The organism is Neobacillus niacini (assembly GCF_031457145.1).
GTDB classification, from domain to species: Bacteria; Bacillota; Bacilli; order Bacillales; family Cytobacillaceae; genus Neobacillus; species Neobacillus niacini_J.
Genome location: NZ_JAVDVZ010000001.1, coordinates 862,702 through 880,602, shown reverse-complemented (window position 1 = coordinate 880,602; position 17,901 = coordinate 862,702). Strand labels below are relative to the sequence as shown.

Here is a 17,901-nt window from a genome sequence, read left to right as displayed (position 1 = left end):
AAATGGTATACTAATGAGCCTCCCTACACCCCTGTTCGAAAAGCCTACCCTCTTAGGGATAGTAAACGTTTAATAAAAAACAAATTCTTTTTACAATATAGGAGAAAGAAGTCTAGAAATAGATTCTTTAAGACGGACTTCCAAGGAACGTCTCTGGTAATTTTCAAATGTAAGTAACATAGAGACATTTATATCTTCTTTAAAGATTTCTGTTAGTTTTCTAGAAATTCCTTCATCATATAAAAAGGCATTTACTTCAAAATTAAGCTTAAAGCTTCGATAATCAATGTTCGCCGTACCAACGGAAGATACTTCTTCGTCAACCACAAGCGTTTTTGCGTGAATAAAACCATTTTTATAAATATAAACCTTTGCGCCAACTTTTAGTAATTCACTAACATGTGAGAGAGTCGCCCAATAAACGAATAAATGATCTGGTTTATCTGGAATCATAATGTTGACTTCCACTCCAGATAGGCAGGCAATGCGAAGGACATCTAACAAACTTGAATCTGGAATAAAGTATGGAGTTTGGATATAAATTGATTTTTTCGCAGACATGATCATCTTTATATAGCCATTCTTAATTTGTTGAAATTCAGAATCAGGACCACTTGTTACAATTTGAATTCCAATTTTACCATGAGAAATATCTTCTGGGTAAAGATTTGGAACATAGTCAACATCTTGGTCATCTGAGGCTTGATTCCAATCCAGGATGAAACGAGTCTGAAGAGCATAAACAGCAGTTCCTTGAATGCGTAAATGGGTATCGCGCCAATAGCCAAATTTCTTATTAAGACCTAAATATTCATCCCCCACATTAAACCCGCCAACATAGCCAATTTTTCCATCAATAATGACTAATTTCCGGTGGTTCCGATAGTTCATGCGAAGATTAATAAATCTAAATTTAGATGGGAAAAAGACCTCCACCTGTCCTCCAGCTTTCTTAAATTCTTTAAAGGATCTTTTCGGCAAGCTGCGCGAACCTAATTCATCATAAAGGATACGAACCTTTACCCCTTGCTTGGCTTTTACTGTCAAAGCCTCAATTAATTTTTTGCCCAAATTATCATTTTTAATAATGTAATATTGGATATGAATATAATTTCTGGCTGCTTTTATATCCTTAAATAACTGATCAAATTTTTCTTTACCGTCTGTAAAAATCTCAACACTATTATCCTCTGTTAAGATGGCTTGATTGTTAATCATATGCATGTAAATCAAATCATGGTTATCCCTTGTGACATCATTGCGATAATAGAATTGATTCAAACGGAGTTTGGTCAATTGAGTTTCTAATGCTTTTTCAAATCCTGTTTTTTTGAGATCATCCCATTGGAAAAGCCGTTTTCGACTTAAATTTTGTCCCAATAATAGATACATTACAAATCCCAAGATTGGAATGAAAAATAGAACTAATAGCCAGGCCCACGTGGAACCAACGTCCCTTCTTTCCTGAAAAATGACAATGAGGGCCAACATGAAATTCAAAACAAATAAAAAGCCTAATAATATAGACGTAATATTCATGGCAAAAACCCTCTCACACGACATAAAAAATACTTTAATTTATCCTAGTATCTTCTTCTTTTTCTCCGCCATCCGATAATGACGATAAGGAGAATGACTAATAGTAGATACATAAGGTTCGAATACTGGTCCATTCTTTCCACGATAACTCCCCAATTTTCTCCAACCCCTGCCCCAAGATTGATCAACACTGTATTCCAGATAATCGTGCCCATGGTTGTAAAACTGATGAAAAGCCAGAAATTCATTTTCGCCATACCAGCAGGGATTGAAATTAGACTGCGAATAAGCGGAATAAAACGACAGAAAAAAACCGTCCAGATTCCATATTTATCAAACCAGGCATCCGTTCTATAGAGATCCTCTTTCGTTAAACGAAGGAATCGTCCATACCGTTCAATCACTACTTCCAATTTATTTACATTTAAGATGGCACCGATTTGATATAGGATAACTGCTCCAAACACTGAGCCTAATGTGGAAGCAGCGATAACTCCAACAATATTCAGATTGGTCTGTGTTGTCATATAGCCGCCAAAAGTAAGAATCACTTCTGATGGTATTGGAGGGAATATATTTTCAAGTGCAATCAGAAGAAACACTCCCCAATACCCAAACTGTTCAATAAATTCTTTAATCCATAAATCCATAATACCCTCCATTTAAAGTAAAAGTAACTTTATTGATTTACGTTTGATTGCCTGAAAAGTTTCAAACAAGGACATCTTCTTCTAATTACTATATTTTTAGCTTGTAAAATTAAAACCATTTTCCATTGAAAAAAGCATTTGAAGGATCAAATGCTTTTTTCACCATTATTTTATTCAAGTTGGTTGTTTAGAGCAATGTTAATGCTTTTTCGATTGGAACTTCACCGCTAATAAGATCAAATGATTGGTAATATGTATTTTCCTCTGTGAGGGAATGTATGATTGTTCTTGCCACATCCTCACGGGGGATTTTCCCATTCCGAATGTCTGTAGCAGCTGTAATCTTCCCGGTTCCCAGCTCACTCAATAGCCCTCCAGGACGGATAATCGTATAAGTTAGTTCGCTTTGTGCGAGCATTTTGTCTGCATAGTATTTTGCCGCATAATAAGGAAGCATTTTCTCATGCCAGTTTTCTCTCCTATGCGCCTGTATGGCACTGACCATGATGAAGCGTTTAATCCCAACTTTTTCAGCCGCTTCAATGGTTTTCACCGCACCGTCAAGATCAATGAGCAAAGTTTTATCATAGCCCGTATGCCGGCCAGAACCTGCGGTGAAGACGATGGCATTACAGCCTCTTGCAGCCTGAGCAATATCTTCGACACTTTGTTCCAAACAGGCAACAGCTACTTCTATATCAAGTTTTTTCAAAGCCTCCGCTTGCTCTTCTTCCCTTACCATGGCTTTGACCGTATGTTCCTTACTGTCCCTAAGTAGATTAACTAGAAGCTTTCCAACCTGTCCATTCGCTCCAACCACTAATACATTCATTAATGTTAGCTCCTTACCTTGTTTACGACTATTATTTCATTGTGTGACCAACTTATTCATAATGTCAGCGAGGCTTAATAAAAACTTAAAAATTATGATTACATTAAATTTGGTTGAATTTTCCTGAAAATGCTAGAATGAAATTTAGGAAATTAGGCAATTGAAGACCATTTCTTACGATTTCCCCCTAAGTTTTGGTCTTCATCGGGGCCATGATGACCATTTCTTATGATTTCTTACTAAGTTTTGGTCATCATCGGAGCCATGATGACCATTCCTTATGATTTTTTACTAAGTTTTGGTCTTCATCAACGCCATGATGACCATTCCTTATGATTTTTCACTAAGCAATGTCTTCATTGATTTATTTCTTAAATTCTGGTTCTTTACCAGTCAACCAACCCTCAAAATAAGCCGTTGCTTCTGGGCCTAGTTCTTCGGCAATGACTGCAATGAAGTCACTTCTAGACGCTATTTCATATTATCAATTCCCCTTCTTTCATAGCAGCCTCCTAATATGTATTTTCATTTTCCTTCTAGACGTATTTTCACAGAAAGAGTTTCAAAATTCCCCAAAAAAATATCATTGTAAGAAAAAAGCATCCGATATCATGCAGCGAATGCTTTACTTCCATTCCTAGATGGATTTACTATTATGAGGCAGCTTTGTGCCTTGATTTTCTGAGCACTAAAAAAACATATATAATCACAGCACCAATAGAAGCAGAGGCGATGACCAGCCCCATTGGGATTGCAGATTGATCCCCTCCCAATCCAACTAATGGAGAAGTGATACCGCCAAACAAGAGGGAAAGTACCCCAAGCAGTGCAGCGGCACTTCCTGCATTTTTACCTTGTTCTTGCATGGCAAGCGAAAATCCTGCCGTATTGACCACACCAACACTAGATATGACGAAAAATAATGGGATGATAATGATCCATAACTTTGCCTGAAGCAACAATAAGATAAGTAAGACCACCGAACCGAAAACAGACATAGATAAGCCGAAGGCCAATAGCTTTGACTCCTGGAATCTTACAGATAGCCTGCCTGTTAATTGACTGGCCATCATAATGCCAATCCCATTAATGGCAAAAATAAGACTGAAGATTTCCGGTGAAGCTCCATATATGCTTTGCACCACAAAAGGAGAACCTGATATGTAGGCAAACATCGATGCACTGACCAATCCTTGTGTAAGGGCATATCCGATGAAACTTCGATCAACAATCAACTTTTGAAAGTTAATCAGTGTATTTTTGATTCCGCCTTTTATCCTTTTCTCAGCAGGCAATGTCTCCATTAAGCCGAAAAGGACGATAATAAACATACTAAAACCGATTATTCCTAATACAATAAATATCCCTTGCCACGGTACAAATCTTAGCAAAAGAGCACCGAATACTGGAGCTAGAATGGGCGCCGCCCCGTTTACTAATGAAAGGAGTGCGAAGAATTTGGTTAGTTCCTTGCCGGAATATAAATCACGGACAACCGCCCTTGAGATAACCATCCCTACTGATCCGGCAAGTCCTTGTATAAAACGTAACAAAATAAAGGTCCAAATGGATGGACTAAAAACGCACAGTATTGAAACGATCCCATAAATAATTAATCCAATTAGAAGTGGCTTTCGTCTCCCGCGAATATCACTAATGGGTCCTGCAAACAGCTGTCCTAAAGATATCCCTAGCAGGAAAAATGTTAAACTTAGCTGAATAGTAGAAGCGGTTGTATGAAAGTAATCCGCTAAGATTGGCAGCGCTGGCAGATACATATCAATGGATAAAGGAGCGAAAGCCCCTAAAGAACCTAAAATAAAAGCTATCCAAACCCGTTTGGAACGAGTAATCGTACCTGGATTGTCTATTGAACTATTATATGAAGAACTCAAATTTGCATCAATCCTTTCAATGATTCCTGTTTTTAATTTTGCAATTATTTCTACTTTATATCAAATGATACAACTTAGAAATAACAAAATTTTAAAAAGTATAGGCAAATTCAGCAATTACCTTTGAGTTTGGTAACATGAAAAGGATTTTTAACGTATCTATAGAATATTAATGCTACTAGTTATTTTTTCAAAAAATTACAATAATTATATACAAAGAGGTGTTCCAGATTGAAAGAATGGACAAAAGAAATAGAAATTGAGGCTCCCATCGAAAAAATTTGGGATTTATTCGATGGTTCATTGGAAAAAATGCAAAAAATTATGCCACAAGTCGTTGGTAATACTCCCGTGAAAATAACAGAAGAGGGCGTCGGGACGATCTATCGTCAGCAGTATAAGGAAGGAAAACGGATTGAAGAATATGATGTTGAAACATTAGAATTTTTGAATACTCCTGATCATAAGCAAATGAAGGTTGGATTTAACTTAGCCAACATGTTTGAAATTACGGCTGGCTATGAGTTAACGAAAATAAATGAACATAAAACACGTTTCAAATACACAACAACGAATAAGCCTTTAAAGGCATTTTTGAAATTATTCCTTTGGTTTGCTAGTGATAAGACAGTGGTTGAATTTGTTGAGAGGGTAAAGCAAATAGCCGAAGAAGATACTGCATTGGTTAAATAAAGAAGGGAGTCTAGAATGGTAGATTATCGTTTCTCACATCGATTAAAGGTGCGTTATTCGGAAATTGATGGGCAAAAGATTGTTTTTAATTCGCATTATTTAACATATATTGATGTGGCCGTCACAGAATATTTCCAGCAGCTTCTACAACACGATGAAAAGTTTGATTTTGTGCTAGCTAAATCGACCATCGAGTATAAACGATCGGCTTACTTACATGATTGGTTGACCATTTGGTGCCGAATGGAAAAAGTCGGCACCAAAAGCATGACCATGAATTTTATGATTACAAGAGAAGATGAAATCGAGCCCGTTCTGTTGGCCGAGATTATCTATGTGAGTGTAAACCTCGATACTCTGTCACCCTGCCCGGTTCCTGACTTTGTCCGCGAACGAATCGAACAATTTGAAATTGACTATCAAAAAAACTCCTCATTTTAACTAATGAGGAATTTTTCTTTTTATGCGGGAACCAACACATTAGGCTCAAGAAAATAAAGACTTGCACTTCTTACTTCTTCCTTCGTGATTTCTTCCCATGCCTGCCTATAGAATTCTAGCTGGCTCCGATAAAAAGCTTGAAGCTTTTCGTAATCTTCTTTCCTTTTTGGCCGGTCTGTCTTGTAATCAACGATATTCCATTCACCATTCTTTTTGTAAATTAGATCGATAATCCCTTTTACATAGAAAGGCTGATGCTCTTCTGGCTTTTTTGTTATTTGCCTATAAAGAGAATCTTGCTTTTCTACCTTTAAGGTAAACGGAACTTCTGTTAAGACTTCATCGGCTGTTTGCAATTCATCCCATAGCTTCGATTTACGGAAATTAGTAAGATAGTGGTTGACCTCATCTTCTCTTGAAGCTGGGATATTGTTGCTGTTTAAAGCAACTTTAATGTACTTTTCAACGTCGTAACCTTGAACCGCTTTTTCAAAAACATCATGAATCAGGGTACCCCACTCTTTTCCACCGCCAGTTTCCCGTTCAATATCAAATACGTCGGAATAATCCTTATCCTTTGTTGGCGTCCAGTGTTCAAAGGTTTTACCTTTGCTATGCTCTAACCATGCAAGTTTACTTATCGTCTTCACTTGGTATTCAGCAAAAGTGATATCAGTAGCAGCAATTTTTTCGACCTTCTCAAGTTCTGGAACTTCCACTTCCTCGATATTTTCAATTTCAAAGAGGACACTCCAAGGATTTTTCTTATTACTACCGTTCGAACTAATGACGAGAGCTTTCTCTGCGCGAGTAGCAGCAACGTAAATGATTCGCATTTCTTCTTCAGTAAGGTAATCTAGTTCCTCGGCTTTATAGGTTTCCCAATCGAGAGGGACTGCGATTTCCTTATCTTGAAAGCCATTCTTTACTGTAAAACTAAAGTATCCTTTGGAAGAATAGTCTTCACGTTTAATATGCTGCGATAAAAAAGACTCTGGATTTACCTGCTTAGCAGGGTGAGCCAAGAAAACAATCGGTGCCTCGAGTCCCTTTGCTTTGTGAACATTCATCACCCGGACCGCATCTGCTTCTTCTTCCATATTCGCAACCGTTGTCTTTTCAAAAAGCAAGGTTGTTAAGGAATCAAGGATTTGCTTATAGTTGGTATTCCCCATAGACTCTTGTTTGCGAAGTGCTTCCATCATTTGCAGCATTCTTTTATAGGTATGCTTGTTTCGGCCATTCTTTAAAAGCAATGGATAAAAGCCAACTTCTTCGATTATTTTCTCGATGGCGGTAGTTGGCGATAACTGACGTAGCTTTTGTTGACATAATCTTAATATGGTTAACGTGATTTTAAACTTTTCCTGAATGGTTGGAGAAAGCTCCACCGGAATATCACTATAAATCGAGAATCTACCATTTGCCTGCTTCCATTCATATAGCTCTTGGTCGCTAATTCCAAAGAATATCCCCCTCAATACTGCAACAAAACCCACTTCATCTGTTGGGTCTAAGAAGGATTTTAATAAAATCCATAAATCCTGGAACTCCCTTGTTTCCCCCAAGATAACCTCACCCGAAATACTAACAGGAATACCTAAGTCCTCGATCATTTTCGCATAGACCGCAACGCCATCATTGTATCTTGTCAGTACCATAAAGTCCTTTGCGTGATAACCTTCCTTCAGCAAAGATTGAATAGTCAACGAGATGTTATCTGCGTCCTTTAAGATAACCTCTTCTTTTTTACTAAAGTCTGCAGGGACAGATAACCGTTTAATACCGGTAAATTCTCCTCCCTCATCGGTGTGATGTGCGATTAATGGTCGATAAGCCGCTTGGTGAACCGTTTCTACTTCAGGTAAGTGATGCTCAAAAACTGTATTTAATTCTTGCGTTACTGTATTGACGGATCTAAAGTTTGTGATTAACTGGAGAACCTCTCCGTCATGTTCTTCCATTAACTGTTTCACCCGGTTGTATGTATCAATATCTGCACGGCGGAATCGATAAATCGCCTGTTTTGGGTCCCCGACTACAAACAGTGAGCCTGCTTTTGGTCTGCACCTTGTCCAGATTTGTTCAGTAGCATCTTCACTGGTTAAATAAAACATAATCTCAGCCTGAATTGGGTCGGTATCTTGAAATTCATCGACCAGTAAAAAGCGATATTTATCCTGGAAATAGCTTCTTACTTCAGGATTTTTCTTCAATAGTTGCGAGGTGTGCATCATTAAATCCTGGAAACTTAATAGTGAGCGTTCCTTTTTTAACGTGTCATAGGCTGCTAGTGCTTCTTGTACGAATTCCACGATAAAAGGATGGCAATATTCTCTCCATGTTTGAATAAGCGGCTTGATGGTCACTTCGAAAAAGGAGGTGATTTTTTCCTCGTAAAACTTGGCATCCTCTTTAGAATGCCAGCGGTTTAATGTCGGCTTTAAACTTTTATTAAACAACTCGAAAATACTAATGATATTCTTTTCCTTGGTTGTATCAATAAATCGTTCTTTTTGAATGGCCATGTTAATCGCCTTTTGTAAAGAATCATAGCCTTTTGCCGGTTCTTCATCCGGTATAGATTTCTTGGCTTCTTTTATCAGTTTCATGAAGGATTGAAAGTCTGCTGCAAAAGTAGGTTTGGTAACATTTTCAGTGATCCACTGTACATCCGAATATTCCTTGAGATTCTTTACCCACGGAAAGATTTGATCTACCCCTATTCCTAATTCACTGATTTGGTCAAAGAGAAACGGCTTTTCATCCATTACATTTTGTAAATAGAGCTGCCACGCTTCCTCCAAAAGTTCCAAATCATCAGACTCTTCCAGTTCCTTAAATGTTAAGTCCAAATTCGCTTCAATCGGCCGTTCACGAAGCAGCTTGGCACAAAAGGAATGAACCGTACCTAAGAAACAGCGCTCAATGTTTTGGAGAGCCTCTGATAACCGAAATTTGCTATCAAGGTCGTTTTCTATTTTCCATGCTTCCTCTAATTGGGTTTGAAATCGCACCTTTAACTCATCTGCCGCTTTTCTGGTAAAAGTAATTGCGACAATTTCTTGAATTTCTGCACTTCCAGAGGTAATCAGGTTTACCATCCGTTCAACTAAACTCGTAGTCTTTCCAGACCCTGCTCCGGCTTCAACTAAGAAATTTGTCTGCAGCTCGAATTTGATTTTATCTCTTGCTTCTTGATCGATAATCGATTTAGTCATATGCGCGAACCCCCTTTAGCTTCTGATTGGACTGCTTCCTTTCAAGGGTGTCTTTGTCATAGAAGTGTCGGCGGCAAACAAGCTTGTATTCGCAAAACTTACAATCATTTTCATCATCTGTCATTTCAAATTGACCTTGATTTATGACATCAATTAGCTTTTGCAGGATATCTAAACCATTGGTTCTAAGTGTAGCGTCCTGTTTTCTTGTAAACCGTTGAGCCATTCCTTTCATGGTCGGGAAGTAATAAGAACTTTCCTCTACCGCACCCTCGCCAAGATTCAGGTGCTGTTCGATGGCTAAAGCGTATATCATATGCTGAAGCTGGCGTCCACCTTTAAATGCTTGATTTTTCCCATAACCATACGTACTTCCTGTTTTATAATCGATAATGTGGAATCTTCCATCAAGGGATTGATCGACACGGTCTATGATTCCAGAAATCTTAACTTGACCAGATGGTAGTGTAATAATCGCTGGGTCACTTTCACCAATCCCAAATGAATATTCAAAATGCTGCGGATTGTATTGCTCACTGTGAACTTCTTCTTCTTTTAAAAAGATATCGCAGCAGGCTAATAGATCATTCAGTTCACGTTGATACACCCGTTCATTCGGCGGAGGCAAAATTTCTTTTTCTTTTTCAATAAGATTGACGGCTATACCCATAATTTTTTCGTAATGAATTGCATAGGAAGGCTTTGCATTTAGTTGTTTCATTTCCTTATAAAAAGTTTCAAAAATACTATGAAGCAAGCTGCCCCGTGTGGCCGGATTGAGCCATTTATTCGCGTCATAAGAAAGCTCTTCAATTGGTTTTATCCTTAAAACCTCTTTGAGGAAATAAGAATAAGGACATCTTGCAAGTGTCTCGAGTTTCCCCGCACTCATCGTTTTTTCCTGATTGAGGCGTGGGTCATAGTGCTCTGCTTCAATTTGTATCAACCCGTCATATTCGGAGTAACTTTCTGAATAGCGAGCACGTTCCGCCGAAAGACCCTGTTTGAGGTTTTGAAAATGATTCAGTATCCCATCATTTATTTTTGAAGGAATATCGTGAATTAATTTCTCAGTCCAATAGTCTTTATCTTCAAAAATCTCACTAGTAATAAGCCTTGAGGGTTGTGATTTTAAGTTCTTAAATTCTGCATCCTTATTGCCAGTCATCATTCGATAGCATTGTAAAAGAACATGTGCAGGGTTTACAACACGATTATCATTAATCGAAAAATCACAATAGCTAACCGTAACCATACCTGCTGAATGAGCTAAAACTTGCAGGAGAGTATAAAGATTTTCCTGACCTTTTTCACGGAGTAATGGCAGCTTGTTTCCGAGAGCCAAACGCTCCGTATCTAGTAATAATGGATCTTCTCCTGAATTCCCTGGAAACTTCCGATTATCGATGCCCACAAAAAATACGTGGGCAGCGTGGTTGAAAACTCCTCTTTTATAAGAAGTGACATGAAGATGGCCTGGTTTTGGACGCGACTGGTTTACTTTTATCGAAAGTAGCAAATCATTTATCTTTTCAAACACATCGTGTCTTGAAAGTTCTTCATTAGCATATGGAATGACTTTTTCGATTTCTTCAAAAAGCGTTGTCATTGAAATCTCATCAAGTGCAGAACTGCTTTTACTATGATTCTTTAACATATAGGAGATTCCGGTTAAACACTTTTTATAATTTATGGTGTGATGAAAGTTTGGAAGTTTTCTAAAGACTTTAGCAAACCATTGTTGTAACCAAGTGATTTCGTTTGCTCGTATTTCTTCCCCACTATCAATTAATCGTTCTTTTACCTTTTCAAGCTGTGTAAGGTAACGCTCCTGAGACCAGCCAATTTGTAAATCCCGCAATACTTTAACGATTCTAGACTTCGATGGTGAATCGTTACCTAAGTCGATTAAGCCTTCATTCAGCAAATCAATAAAAGTTTGGACACTATAATTCGAATGAATCCAAGACATCAATCCGGAAATGAACCGCCCTGGTCGACTGAAGGAAACTGGTAGTCCTTCGCCAAAGGTTATCGGAAGATCAAGTTTTTGGGCAAGGTGAAAAAATGGTGTTATGTAAGAATCGGCATTTGTATAAAAAACAACACACTCATCGAGTGGTGCCTTGGAGGATTTTATCTTTTCCAAGACATGTTTCGCTTCCATTTCCTCTGTTTTTGAGGTGAAAACTTCTACATTTGTATATCCAGCACCCGCTTCCTCTTGCTGGTACAAATAACTTAATGGAGCTGGTTCCCCCCAATAAATCGAAGATAAACTGGACCTCTCTGGAATGTTCACACCGAATACGGGTGCAAGTGGCAGCTTAAATGAACCTTCCGGTAAGATTTTACTCAAAAGCTGTTCCTCAAGATAGGTTAGTTGCAAATTGGATTGTAAAACAAAAATTCGCTTATCATCCCATTTGGCAATTTGGATGGCTTTTGTAAGGATAGAAGCTTTATCGGAAAAATGATTTTGTTCTAGCATTTTTTCATATTCAGAAAGAATAGTTGCTATGTCCTCCGCTTTTTCCTGCGAAAGGAAGGCATTTTTCTTAATGGTTTCTGCATGGTAGCCGGAAAGTCGTAAACTTTGAAGGGTAGAATAAATTGCATGACTGAAAGAAGGAGTAATCTCCATACCTAAGAAATAAAGAAAATTCCCCTGTTCTTTTAATTTCATCAATATGGCATACGTAAAATGAACGCCAACTGTCCCATCTAAAATAGTTAGTGGTTGGTCTGAATTCAGTTCCACAAGGCTCCTAGCAAGATGATCTACACTTTTATACTTTAGATTGATTGCCTTGTGCCCCTCTTTAATGAAAGCTTCATTGATTTGTTCCCCGATTGCAAAAGAATCAACAATAACGATTTTTTCATTTATGAGGTTTTGTGTGCAAATTTGGTTAAGTTCTTTTACTAACGATTGCATGGTACCCCCTCCGTTGGCAGTATTCCTTGGACACATTATATCATTCTTCGATTTAAGCTAGAAAGCGAAATCCATGTTTTTACAAAAATGCATAGATTAAACATATTAAATGATTTCTTGGAGATACTAACCTCGATAAACTTGAAAGGATGGATGTTAATGTCGTTAGAATGGTTTGACAGAGTTTGTGGCGAACTTCAGGATCACCTGGAATCTATTTGTGAAGAGTATGATCAGGTTGGTCAAATGTCGATTGAGAGAGCTGCCAAACATCCGAGGATCGAATTTTTTGTAGAAACAGAAGATGTTCGAACAGAAGATATCGATAGAGACTATTTTTGTACATTGTTCTTTGATCCCGGGAACGAAGAATTCTACATCGATACCTTTGATGTAGACAGTGGGCATACTGCTAAAGTCATCCTTTCGGACATAGAAGAAATCGTTGATGAAGTACATGCGAGTCTTCATGATTATATGAACGATGATGATCATTATACGGATGATGGGGTCTACCTTACTTCAAGCGAAGTGTATGCAGACGGCGATGATTGTTATGATGATAGGGTCGATGATGGTGTGGAGTATTACGAAGCGGAGCAAGTAAATACTGATGATATTTTTGAAGAAATCGATGTGGACTGGAATACGCCAGAGGTTACTGCCTTCAAGCATGAGGATGAAGTCGAAGTAACGTATCAATTTGGTGTGGTGCCCGAAACGGGTGACGGTGTTCTGAAAAGAATAAACCGGATTTGGACAACCGATGATGAATTAATCAAAGACGAATCTCATTTCATCTTCAGTAAAGAAGAAGCGAGTACCATTATCGCCATGATTGCCAGTCATATGGATCAACTAAGCGAGTTTAATTTTGATGATATGCAGTAATATAAAAGGAGCATACCAATTTTGGTGTGCTCCTTCTATTATTAATCAACAGTATAATCAATTTCAATTAAGTCCCACGGAGTGATAATGCCAAGTGGGGTTTCGTCTTTTTTGCCGTTTTCGGTAATGATCACAGCTTCTAATTTTTTCTTCATCTTATGGGACTTTTCAAAAATGGTTTCAACATCGAAGATATTCGTACTTTTCGATACAAAGTCAATCGGATGGTATTTTTCGTATTTCATAATATCAAAAATATGGGTATCCGCTAGATTCACAGAAGTGCTCACCATGTTTTGTGCCATCCATTTTACGATCGAACTTGCCGTTAATAAACCTACAAAATCCTTATTCTTATAGATTGGAAATTTCGAATAATTATACTGACGAATCGCCTCAGTCACTTTTAAAATACTATCGTTATAATCAAAGTACATCACATTTTTCGTCGCAATCGACATAGCATAATTCGGACGGTTAAAGACGTTGGCGATTTTTTCAATATGCTCAACCACTTTTGCATTCGGTTCGGCAATATAATAGCCTATTTCCATTTTTTCATGGACAATGGCATTACGCAGCTTGGCATATTGCTCCAGGTCTTTTTTAAATGTTTCGATGATTTGATATTTCTTAGCTCCAACCTTTACCAACACTACAAATCTCTCATCATTAATTTTGACGATATCCTTCATCGCATCATGGACTTGATTGAAGGCCACCTCAAAACGTTCTGATAGGATTGGTCCTTTTTTCATTTGTTTCATCTTCTACCCCTGCCATTTTGTTTACTTATTTATCCTTAATTATATATTTATTTTGACAATTTAACTATACACTTTTTTAATTGAGCTAGTTAATTTCATCTTTATGTGTAATCCCTTCATCAAGAATCAGAGTAGGCGCAGGAAATTGTATTAATTGAAAAAAAGCCCAAGAATCTCATCTAATTAATGATAGATTCTTGGGCTTCCCTTTTAAACGTTGGACCTTTTCTATTAAACTTGCTCCACTGTTGTTTCTTTTAATGAAAGACTATTTTTCTTTGTTTTTCTATGAATCATGTTTCTAGATTCACTTTTGCTGTAATATTTCCCTTTTGTGTAAATAGCAATGATTACCGTAAGAACTGAAGCTAAGATGGCCGCAAAGAAAGTGGCTGTATTTTGTAAGAACGTTCCCATATACCCTAAAGCTGCTATTGTTCCAAGAACACTTGAAACAATTAATGGGACAACGCCAACTGGATTCCATTTGTATAATTTTTCCTGTCTTGCTTCATATTCTATCGGTACAATTTTCAATAATTTTTTTACGACTAAGGCATCTGTAACTAAAATGGCTGCCCACGCCATCAATAGGACCCCTTGGAATGTCATTGCACTACCTAAATAATCAAGAATCCCACCTAACATTAACGCAATTGATAGGACACCTGAGACAACAACCCAAAAACGTCGACTTGGTTTGAAATGAAATACATTCTCAAAGAAATTGGATAATGAAAGGGATGCACTGTAAATATTTGTGACATTGATTCTTATTTGTGTCAACATCGTAAATACTACGCCACCTAGTCCAATAAGTGTGACAATATATACCCCCGGATTAGATTCAGCTAATCGGACACCAAACCATATTCCTAGTAACCCCATGACACCAAAGCAGAAAATTTGTGGAATAAACCCAATCATAATAGAGCCAATTTTAATATCCTTTGGCTTTAGGAAGCGCGCATAGTCTGACGCTATAAGAGCGGTTAAGCCCATAATCCCGTGTTGCATACCAATACACAACAGTAAGGCGGTTCCACCTGTTTGTACACCCTCTGGTAAGTAAGTCCAAAAACTACCAGCAAAATTTGATGGTGTATTGTAAGCAACGATAATCGTGAGAATTAAAAAAATGCCAAAAATCGGCAACGACCATTTCTGCAACTTATCCAATTGTTTAATACCAAACCAATTCAATGGAATAACAATTGATCCGAATACAATAATTAGTAGCCACAATGGAATTGCGGGGAAATATGCATGTACTGCCGCTACGAGAATCATCCCTTCAAAAGCACAATACATGATAAAGTTAGATGCGTAAATTAACGAAGTTAAAGAGGCGCCTATATAGCCAAACCCTTGCCTAGACATGAGATTGACATTCATTCCTGATTTTGCTGATAAATAAGCAATGACAGTACCTAATACACCGGCAATAATAATAGCGTAAATCGCTGAAATGATAGCGTTTGTCGCACCAAACTTAAGGGCCATTACACTACCCGTTTGAAAATAAAAAATGGCTGTCGCAATCCCAAACGTAATATTGGTGACACTGAACCAACCCATATTTCGTTTTTCTTCTGGAACCTGTTCAAATGAATAATCATCTTTCTCTTTTTCTTGGAGACCTGTAGTTTGGTTTACACTCATGCAACCATCCTTTCATTTCTGTCCCCTTTTCTAATCGTAATTTCACATTCATCTATCCCCTGTCAAGACTGAATGCTTGTTTAGAGGGCAACAGAATGTGTTTTTTATTTGGAAATAATCTACTATTTCTATAGCAAATTCCCATAGCTTATATACTATTATATACACATTTAGTTGACATAATCAAGTCTCTACCAAAAACGGGTCGCAAAAACCCTTTAATAATCAAGATTTTATTTCGATTCTCTAAATACATTTATACAACAATTTGTATAAAAATCACTTTTTAATTCACTGCAATGTTTAACTATACAACTTTATTACACTAAAGTAGGGGAGCGTTAATTGAATAAGAGAAAGCCTGCCATTTCGCATCCAGATAGAAGTTAAGAAGAATGATATCACTTAATAATAAGTCGTTTTTTTCTTCCAATCGGTGCTAATAATAAGATTGTTAAACAATGAATGAAGGAGGACTTGTATGCAACAGGATCAACAAGCTAAAGGGAATTTGGGTTCTATTATGAAACCAGAATTTGCCGGCACGGATGCACAAAAAGTAAAACAAGAAATTCAAAAAGATGTCAGCCAAGGGGAAGGTGCAATGACTTCCCGAGAGGCAGGAGCAATGCGCGATTAAAAAACCACTTTTCCAAGTGGTTTTTTTACAGCAATTTGTTAGGAATCATGTAGCGAAAAAGTCTGTTATTTTACCAGCCAGGATACTTTTCATGCCATTCTTCACTATCTTCATAGGTCTTGACTAAATCTTCTGCTAGTTGAGTCAACTCTTCTGAGAGTTCTATTTCTCTTACCCAATTTTCTGGAATGCCCTTAATCCCAAGATAAGCCCCTAAAATATTTCCAGTAATCGCTCCGGTACTGTCGCTGTCACCATCGTGATTAACGGCAGTAATCACAGCTTTTTCGAAATTATTTTTATATTTTAAAGCACAGTAAATTGAAACAGCTAAGGCTTCCTCCCCTACCCATCCTTCTCCGAGGCTCTCAATTGCTTGCAGGTCGGGTTTGTCTGATTTCGATAGGGAGATTGCTTTTTGGATAAGCTTATTGCATTCTTCACTATAAGGATACTTTTCGCACTCTATTAGAGCCTGTTCAGCAGCGATTTCTAAATCTAACCCCTCAATGATGGCTGCAATTATATAGCTTAAAGCTCCAGCAGAAAGGTAGCCGCTCGGATGTCCGTGAGTAATCGCTGCACTTTCACATCCAAGTTTGAATGCCTGCTCCTTCTTATAAAATAAACCAATAGGAGCGGTCCTCATTACACCACCGCAGCCTTTACTATTATTGATTGGCTCTTCCATCGTCCCCATTTTACCAGACATTAGCGCGTCTAAACACGTATTACCAGGCGCTCTTCTCGTATGCAAACCCTCTATAGAATAAATCCATCCATCCTTTTCAACGTCGCTAGTCACTCCTTGTGTATTTAGCCAGCGCAAATAGCTTCGATGAACCACCGACGGAATATGTCCAATCCCTCTATTTCTCCCTCTATTTGCCGCACGTAATAGCCCTTCCGTAGTAAAAATCGTCATCTGCGTATCATCGGTGATTTCGACCAGATTACTTCTCCCTTTTTCAAGGTTCGTGATACCCTTCGGTCCGTATTTCCGATTAATTTCATCAAGCTTCAAAAATTCCACTGGCCAGCCCAACGCATCCCCAATTGCCCCGCCAATCAGGCAGCCCTGATAGCGCTCATTGCGAGTTTGCATATTTATTCCCCTTTCACACTGCTTGTTTTTCTATATTTTAACAGAAAAAAGAGAGCTGTATCTAAATGATACAACTCATGCAAACTAATATTCAAAATATCTTGAAAATCCTCGACTTGTTAACTTTAAACAAAGCCGAGCTCATCCAAACGGTACCCGCTCCCAGTCCCTCTTACTATTGTTGGGGTGCTGAAGGAGTTGAAATACTTTGTAATGCCTGTTCTGCCTCATTTGCAAATTGATTTTGTACTGCTAGATCACCTAAAGCAACCATTCCTACTAATTGTCCATTTTCGGTCACCGGCAATCGGCGAATTTGCTGCTGTGCCATCAAATCTGCTGCTTGGTGAACGTCCATATCAGGTGTACCTTGAACGATTTGCTGTGCAGTCATGACTTCGGATACTGGTGTTTGTGGATTTTCCCCTTGTGCTGTCGTTCGAAGGGTAATATCACGATCCGTTACCATTCCAACTATTTGTTTGCTGTTATTTACTACTGGGATAGCTCCGATATTATATTTGCTCATTAAGGCTGCTACTTCCTGTACGGTCTGTGTTTCGTTAACGGTAACAACATCTGATGTCATGATATCTCTTAATTGTGCCATAAAATTACCTCCAAATT

14 protein-coding genes are annotated in these 17,901 nt (G+C 38.0%); 4 read left to right on the top strand and 10 right to left on the bottom strand.

Features of this window, described 5'->3' with window-relative positions; genetic code table 11:
• Positions 1-90: 90 nt before the first annotated feature.
• From cls to J2Y03_RS04555, 4 genes are all read right to left on the bottom strand, one after another.
• Complete coding sequence (cls, locus tag J2Y03_RS04570; protein ID WP_310191123.1) at positions 91-1,539, bottom strand: cardiolipin synthase; 1,449 nt, start codon at positions 1,537-1,539, stop codon at positions 91-93.
• Positions 1,540-1,583: 44 nt separating this feature from the next.
• On the bottom strand, positions 1,584-2,189 hold the full coding sequence (locus J2Y03_RS04565) for a DedA family protein (protein WP_310191120.1): 606 nt from the start codon (positions 2,187-2,189) through the stop codon (positions 1,584-1,586).
• A 187-nt stretch (positions 2,190-2,376) separates the two neighbouring features.
• Positions 2,377-3,021, bottom strand: a complete 645-nt coding sequence (locus J2Y03_RS04560) for an SDR family oxidoreductase (RefSeq protein ID WP_310191117.1) — start codon at positions 3,019-3,021, stop codon at positions 2,377-2,379.
• A 653-nt stretch (positions 3,022-3,674) separates the two neighbouring features.
• A complete protein-coding gene (locus J2Y03_RS04555) occupies positions 3,675-4,916 on the bottom strand; it encodes a multidrug effflux MFS transporter (protein WP_310191113.1) in 1,242 nt (413 codons plus the stop codon).
• A gap of 231 nt (positions 4,917-5,147) precedes the next feature.
• On the opposite strand from J2Y03_RS04555, the gene J2Y03_RS04550 reads away from it, so the two are divergent.
• Together J2Y03_RS04550 and J2Y03_RS04545 are read left to right on the top strand one after the other, a co-directional pair.
• Positions 5,148-5,609 (top strand): SRPBCC family protein, encoded by a 462-nt coding sequence (locus J2Y03_RS04550; RefSeq protein WP_310191110.1) that lies wholly within the window; start codon positions 5,148-5,150, stop codon positions 5,607-5,609.
• A 15-nt stretch (positions 5,610-5,624) separates the two neighbouring features.
• Entirely contained in the window at positions 5,625-6,050 is a 426-nt protein-coding gene (locus tag J2Y03_RS04545) for an acyl-CoA thioesterase (RefSeq protein WP_310191107.1), read from the top strand.
• A gap of 20 nt (positions 6,051-6,070) precedes the next feature.
• Here J2Y03_RS04545 and J2Y03_RS04540 read toward each other — a convergent pair whose 3' ends face one another.
• A complete protein-coding gene (locus J2Y03_RS04540) occupies positions 6,071-9,271 on the bottom strand; it encodes a UvrD-helicase domain-containing protein (RefSeq protein WP_310191104.1) in 3,201 nt (1,066 codons plus the stop codon).
• Complete coding sequence (locus tag J2Y03_RS04535) at positions 9,264-12,209, bottom strand: PD-(D/E)XK nuclease family protein (protein ID WP_310191102.1); 2,946 nt, start codon at positions 12,207-12,209, stop codon at positions 9,264-9,266. The genes J2Y03_RS04540 and J2Y03_RS04535 overlap by 8 nt, the downstream gene beginning before the upstream one ends.
• A 159-nt stretch (positions 12,210-12,368) precedes the next feature.
• Between J2Y03_RS04535 and J2Y03_RS04530 the strand changes: the two genes are divergently transcribed.
• Positions 12,369-13,100, top strand: coding sequence for a hypothetical protein (locus J2Y03_RS04530; protein ID WP_310191100.1), 732 nt, complete (start codon positions 12,369-12,371; stop codon positions 13,098-13,100).
• A gap of 41 nt (positions 13,101-13,141) precedes the next feature.
• On the opposite strand, the gene J2Y03_RS04525 is transcribed toward J2Y03_RS04530, so the two are convergent.
• Entirely contained in the window at positions 13,142-13,867 is a 726-nt protein-coding gene (locus tag J2Y03_RS04525; RefSeq protein WP_310191097.1) for a CBS domain-containing protein, read from the bottom strand.
• A 231-nt stretch (positions 13,868-14,098) separates the two neighbouring features.
• On the bottom strand, positions 14,099-15,529 hold the full coding sequence (locus J2Y03_RS04520; protein WP_310191094.1) for a purine-cytosine permease family protein: 1,431 nt from the start codon (positions 15,527-15,529) through the stop codon (positions 14,099-14,101).
• Positions 15,530-16,010: 481 nt separating this feature from the next.
• Between J2Y03_RS04520 and J2Y03_RS04515 the strand changes: the two genes are divergently transcribed.
• Positions 16,011-16,169 carry a hypothetical protein gene (locus J2Y03_RS04515; RefSeq protein WP_165903186.1) on the top strand — a complete coding sequence of 53 codons (159 nt, stop codon included), beginning with the start codon at positions 16,011-16,013 and terminating at the stop codon, positions 16,167-16,169.
• 70 nt (positions 16,170-16,239) lie between these two features.
• On the opposite strand, the gene J2Y03_RS04510 is transcribed toward J2Y03_RS04515, so the two are convergent.
• Both J2Y03_RS04510 and J2Y03_RS04505 read right to left on the bottom strand, forming a co-directional pair.
• Entirely contained in the window at positions 16,240-17,274 is a 1,035-nt protein-coding gene (locus J2Y03_RS04510; RefSeq protein ID WP_310191091.1) for an ADP-ribosylglycohydrolase family protein, read from the bottom strand.
• A 175-nt stretch (positions 17,275-17,449) separates the two neighbouring features.
• Positions 17,450-17,884: a CBS domain-containing protein gene (locus tag J2Y03_RS04505; protein WP_310191088.1), complete on the bottom strand. Its 435-nt coding sequence runs from the start codon at positions 17,882-17,884 to the stop codon at positions 17,450-17,452.
• Between the last annotated feature and the right edge of the window lie 17 nt (positions 17,885-17,901).

Coding starts and splice junctions, on each gene's coding strand:
- J2Y03_RS04525 (WP_310191097.1), bottom strand. CDS start 13,867: ATGAAACAAATGAAAAAAGGACCAATCCTATCAGAACGTTTTGAGGTG.
- J2Y03_RS04520 (WP_310191094.1), bottom strand. CDS start 15,529: ATGAGTGTAAACCAAACTACAGGTCTCCAAGAAAAAGAGAAAGATGAT.
- J2Y03_RS04530 (WP_310191100.1), top strand. CDS start 12,369: ATGTCGTTAGAATGGTTTGACAGAGTTTGTGGCGAACTTCAGGATCAC.
- J2Y03_RS04505 (WP_310191088.1), bottom strand. CDS start 17,884: ATGGCACAATTAAGAGATATCATGACATCAGATGTTGTTACCGTTAAC.
- cls (WP_310191123.1), bottom strand. CDS start 1,539: ATGAATATTACGTCTATATTATTAGGCTTTTTATTTGTTTTGAATTTC.
- J2Y03_RS04560 (WP_310191117.1), bottom strand. CDS start 3,021: ATGAATGTATTAGTGGTTGGAGCGAATGGACAGGTTGGAAAGCTTCTA.
- J2Y03_RS04545 (WP_310191107.1), top strand. CDS start 5,625: ATGGTAGATTATCGTTTCTCACATCGATTAAAGGTGCGTTATTCGGAA.
- J2Y03_RS04510 (WP_310191091.1), bottom strand. CDS start 17,274: ATGCAAACTCGCAATGAGCGCTATCAGGGCTGCCTGATTGGCGGGGCA.
- J2Y03_RS04540 (WP_310191104.1), bottom strand. CDS start 9,271: ATGACTAAATCGATTATCGATCAAGAAGCAAGAGATAAAATCAAATTC.
- J2Y03_RS04515 (WP_165903186.1), top strand. CDS start 16,011: ATGCAACAGGATCAACAAGCTAAAGGGAATTTGGGTTCTATTATGAAA.
- J2Y03_RS04535 (WP_310191102.1), bottom strand. CDS start 12,209: ATGCAATCGTTAGTAAAAGAACTTAACCAAATTTGCACACAAAACCTC.
- J2Y03_RS04565 (WP_310191120.1), bottom strand. CDS start 2,189: ATGGATTTATGGATTAAAGAATTTATTGAACAGTTTGGGTATTGGGGA.